Source organism: Streptomyces niveiscabiei, from assembly GCF_033794345.1.
In the GTDB taxonomy this organism is placed as follows: Bacteria; Actinomycetota; Actinomycetes; order Streptomycetales; family Streptomycetaceae; genus Streptomyces; species Streptomyces niveiscabiei.
The window spans coordinates 1-1,732 of sequence record NZ_JARAYJ010000103.1 but is presented as its reverse complement, the minus strand read 5'-3'; the positions used below and the strand labels follow the sequence as shown (position 1 = coordinate 1,732).

Below are 1,732 nucleotides of genomic sequence, written 5' to 3'. Positions count from 1 at the left end.
GCGGAAGCCGCGCACCTTGACCTGGTCGTCGGCGCGTCCGGCGAACTCCAGCTCGCCGCCGCGCGTCCAGCGGACGAGGTCGCCCGTGCGGTACATGCGCGTGCCGGGAGGCCCGTACGGGTCGGCGACGAACCGATCCGCCGTCAGGGCGGGCCTGTTGAGGTAGCCGCGCGCCAACCCGGCGCCCGCGACATAGAGTTCACCGGCGACGCCGGGCGCCACGGGCTGGAGGCCGGCGTCGAGGACGTATACCCGTGCGCCGGTGATCGGGCCGCCGATGGGCGGGAGTTGGCCGGTCGGGGTGAGCGGAGTGCTCGCCGTGGCGCAGACGGTCGTCTCGGTCGGGCCGTACGCGTTGATCATCCGACGGCCGGGAGCCCAGCGCTGGACGAGTTCCGGCGAGCACGCCTCACCGGCGACGACCAGCGTCGAAGCCGTCAACTCCCCTTCCAGCGCGACCAGTACGGACGGCGGGACCGTCACATGGGTGACGTCGAGGTCGGTCAGCGCGGGCAGGGGGGCGTCCGTGGGGGCGAGGACCAGGGCGGCACCCGTGAGGAGTGCGGCGCACAGGTCCCAGAAGGACGCGTCGAATCCGGTGGAGGTGAACTGGAGGACGCGGCTGTCGTCGTCGAGGGCGAGGCGTTCGACCTGGGTGGCGACGAGGCCGGGGAGTCCGGCGTGGGTGACGACGACGCCCTTGGGGCGGCCGGTCGAGCCCGAGGTGTAGATGACGTACGCCGGGTGCTGCGGCAGGACGCGGACCCGCGGCGGCGTGTCGGGGTGCCCGGTTACCGCCACGGCCTGCGGGGACTCGACGACGAGCACGGGCCGTGCGTCGTCCAGCATGTGCGCGATCCGCGCCTCGGGGTACTCCGGGTCGACGGGGACGTAGGCCGCGCCCGCCTTGAGGACACCGAGGATGGCGGTGATCAGCTCCACGGACCGGGGCAGTTTGAGCGCCACCACGTCCTCGGGGCCGACGCCCTGTTGGATCAGGTGGTGCGCGAACCGGTTGGCGCGGGCGTCGAGTTCGGCGTAGGTGACCGTCGTTTCGCCGCTGACGACCGCGGGGGCATCGGGTCGGCGGGCCGCCTGCCGTCGGAACAGGTCCGGGAGGACGGCCTGCGGTACGTCACGGGTGGTGTTGCGGTCGTGCAGGAGGGTGTGACGTTCCCTCGGGTCGAGGACGTCGAGCGTGCCGATGCGGCGGCCGGGGTCGGTGGCGGCGGCGGTCAACAGCCGTCGCCAGCGGTCGAAGAGGGTGCGTACGGAGTCCTCGTCGAAGAGGTCGGCGCTGTACTCCAGGACCGCTTCGAGGCCGTCGGGGGTGCCGTCGGGGCGGCGGTGTTCGGTGACGGCGACCGCGAGGTCGAGGCGGGCGGTGCCGGTGCCGACGGGGACGGGGGCGGTGCGCAGGCCGGGGAGGGCGAAGTCGCCCTCGGGGGTGTTCTGGAGCGCCAACAGGACCTGGAACAAGGGGTGGTGGGCGAGCGAGCGGACCGGGTTGAGGGTCTCCACCAGGTGCTCGAACGGCACGTCCTGGTGGTCGTAGGCCGACAGCGCGGTCTCGCGGACACGGGCGAGGAGTTCGGTGAAGGTGGGGTCGCCGGACGTGTCGGTGCGCAGGACCAGGGTGTTGACGAAGAAGCCCACCAGGTCGTCCAGCGCCTGGTCCGTACGGCCCGCGACCGGACTGCCCACCGCGATGTCCGTGCCCGCGCCCAGCCGC

General features: G+C 73.1%; 1 protein-coding gene. It reads right to left on the bottom strand.

Features of this window, described 5'->3' with window-relative positions; translation table 11 throughout:
* Positions 1 to 1,732 (bottom strand): non-ribosomal peptide synthetase (locus PV682_RS44010; protein WP_319738574.1); only part of this gene is annotated, 1,732 nt, incomplete at both ends.